4 protein-coding genes are annotated in these 2,582 nt (G+C 47.1%); all 4 read left to right on the plus strand.

The window, feature by feature from the left end; translation table 11 throughout:
• On the plus strand, positions 1-377 hold a 377-nt coding region (locus BCT81_RS13400), incomplete at its 5' end, for a lysozyme (RefSeq protein WP_157938868.1).
• 242 nt (positions 378-619) lie between these two features.
• Entirely contained in the window at positions 620-934 is a 315-nt protein-coding gene (locus BCT81_RS13405; protein ID WP_241908201.1) for a hypothetical protein, read from the plus strand.
• Positions 927-1,208, plus strand: coding sequence for a putative phage tail assembly chaperone (locus BCT81_RS13410; RefSeq protein ID WP_102424733.1), 282 nt, complete (start codon positions 927-929; stop codon positions 1,206-1,208). Before BCT81_RS13405 ends, BCT81_RS13410 begins: the two co-directional genes overlap by 8 nt.
• Before the next feature lie 199 nt (positions 1,209-1,407).
• Positions 1,408-2,582, plus strand: a 1,175-nt coding sequence (locus BCT81_RS13415; protein ID WP_102424735.1) for a phage tail tape measure protein, incomplete at its 3' end; no start/stop codon positions are given.

Consider the following 2,582-nt stretch of genomic DNA (forward strand, 5'->3'; position numbering starts at 1 on the left):
CAGGGTTAGCAACGAATGGTATTGGTAATACTCATGATGTGAAAGACCAAGTGGTGTCGTTAGAGCAAATCGCCACAGATTGGGTGAAGAACCTACAACAAGCTGAACAGTGTATCAGTCGGGCAGAAGTCGCTTCTGGCAAACAGATGTCACCAGGTCAGTTCGACGCCTTCACCTCTTTTAGCTTTAATACCGGGTGCACTCGATTTATGCGAAACCGGGATGGCAGTGAAACACAGATTTACCGTTTTATTAAACGGGGTGACTTTATCAAAGCGTGCCATGAGTTACCTAGATGGGTATATGGCGGAGGCGTGAAGTTGAAAGGTTTAATTGACCGCAGGGAAAAAGAACGTGATCGCTGCCTTGCCATTTAAAAGCATTAAATGGGGGAAGTGGCTACTGATTGTCGTTGTGGGGATTGCCATGGGGGCCATGTGGTTGATGTTGAAAGTGAGTCAGTCTGAGTTAGCGGCTTTAAAGACGCGTTTAGAAAGCGCTTTGTCAACCAATCAGATCAGCCAAGCAACCATTGAAACCCTAACCCAAGAAAACAGCGATGCGAATCATTTACTGGTAGAGAGAGCAAGGTTACACAGCACGAGAGAAGGAAAGCTCAATGAAGACATTGAAACGCTGCGACGCCAACTTGTTGATGAAGAGTGTTATCAAAGGTCTTGGCCTAGTGATGTTGTTGACCGGTTGCGCGAACCGTACTGAGTGGGTTGCGACTCAAGTGGTGGTGAAGTTACCGCCTGCGGGGCTGATCGTGTCTTGTCATAAACCGGAAATTCGAGGCACTAGCCCATTAATCACCGCCAGTGAAGATTTACCCAAATTAAAAGCGGCGTTGAGTCAATGCGCTCAGCAAGCTGAAGATTATTTGCAATGGCGTGCTAAGCACGAAAAAACCAAGAGAGATGACAATGACTAAACCTGTTTTTGCCTCAAAACCTGTAGAAGTCACTATCGGTGACACGGACTTCGAATTTACCCCAACGGTGCAAGACGCGAACAACTACACCAATGACATGATGCCAAACAATAAGGTGGCGCCTGCATACACGTATTTAACTCGTACGGTTAAACCGGAACAGAAAGCGGCATTGACCGAGTTGCTGGATAGTGTTCCCGGCCTAACCATTGAGCTGTATGCCACCGTGAGTAATGCCTCTAAAGGTGGCATTGAAATCACACTAAAAAAATAACCGACAGGGCAAAGAGGATTGAAGAGAACCCACTTGAACAAGCCTTTGCCCTGCGTCGTCACTTTTTACCCAGTGAGCCTGATGACGAACAAAGTTTAAGTCGCGCTATCTGGTTGGATAAACACCAGTTCGAACGTGAAGAAAGAGCAGTAATGAGCGCAATTAGCCGATTGTTTAGTAGGTAGAGGCAACATTACGCATGAGTATGGAAAAGCTTTTAATGCACGTGGCTTTGGTTGACCAAGTAACCAAACCACTGCAAGGCATTACCAAAGAAATGCAATCTTCCATGGAAGTAGGCAAGCAAGGCATGCAAAACATGGCGACAGGTGGTGCGGGTTTGGTCGCGGCTGGCTTTGCTATCCAGAATGCATTGATGCCTGCCATCGAAATGGACAGAAAACTAGGTGAGGTGAAATCACTTGGGGTTGCTGAGGATGCATTAAAGCAATTGCAAGCGACCGCTCTCGACTTTTCTGCCAAGTACGGTAAGTCAGCGACGGAGTTTGTTGGTGCGTCTTATGATATTCAGTCCGCTATTGCGGGGTTAAACGGTGAGGAGCTTTCTCAGTTTACCAAAGCGTCGGGTGTGCTTGCTGCCGCGACTAAAGCTGACACCGCTACTATTACTAATTACATGGGCACCATGTATGGAATATTTAAAAATCAAGCCATAGGAATGGGTAAAAGTGAATGGGTGGATCAGGTAGCAGGCATGACTGCCAGTGCAGTGCAAAGGTTCAAGACCACGGGTAGTGAAATGAGTAGCGCTTTCACTAGTGTGGGTGCTAATGCTACATCGGCAGGAATTGCGATGTCGGAACAAATGGCAATATTAGGTACGTTGCAAGCCACAATGAGCGGCAGTGAAGCGGGGACTAAATATAAAGCGTTCCTAGCTGGGGTCGCCAATGCTCAAGACAAACTCAATGTATCTTTTACTGACAGCCAAGGTCAGATGCTGCCTATGCTGGATATTCTCGATAAATTGAAAGGCCAATATGGTGACACCTTGAGTGTGGTAGAAGCGGCCGACTTGAAAAAAGCATTTGGTTCAGAAGAAGCCGTAAGCATGATCAAGCTGCTCATGGCTGATACTGATGGGTTAGCTGTAAGCATTGAACAACTAGGTAAAGTTGAGGGCATGTCAAAAGCTGAAGAAATGGCGAGTGCTATGACTGACCAATGGAAGCGATTGGAGTCTGTATGGTTTGCCGTCCGCGCTGCTGTATTTGGTGCTGTGCTTCCGTCTATCAATACTGTTGTCGGTTCGATGGCTGACGGCATGATGGTGCTTGTGGGTTGGACAGACGAATTCCCATGGCTTGCTGAAATTTTGGGTTACGTCTCGATTGCGGGTTTGTCTCTTGGTGG

This window comes from Vibrio sp. 10N.261.52.A1 (assembly GCF_002876325.1).
Lineage (GTDB): Bacteria > Pseudomonadota > Gammaproteobacteria > Enterobacterales > Vibrionaceae > Vibrio > Vibrio chagasii.

Excerpts from the sequence above, each read along its gene's own strand:
- BCT81_RS13410 (WP_102424733.1), top strand. The coding sequence starts at position 927 with ATGACTAAACCTGTTTTTGCCTCAAAACCTGTAGAAGTCACTATCGGT.
- BCT81_RS13405 (WP_241908201.1), top strand. The coding sequence starts at position 620 with ATGAAGACATTGAAACGCTGCGACGCCAACTTGTTGATGAAGAGTGTT.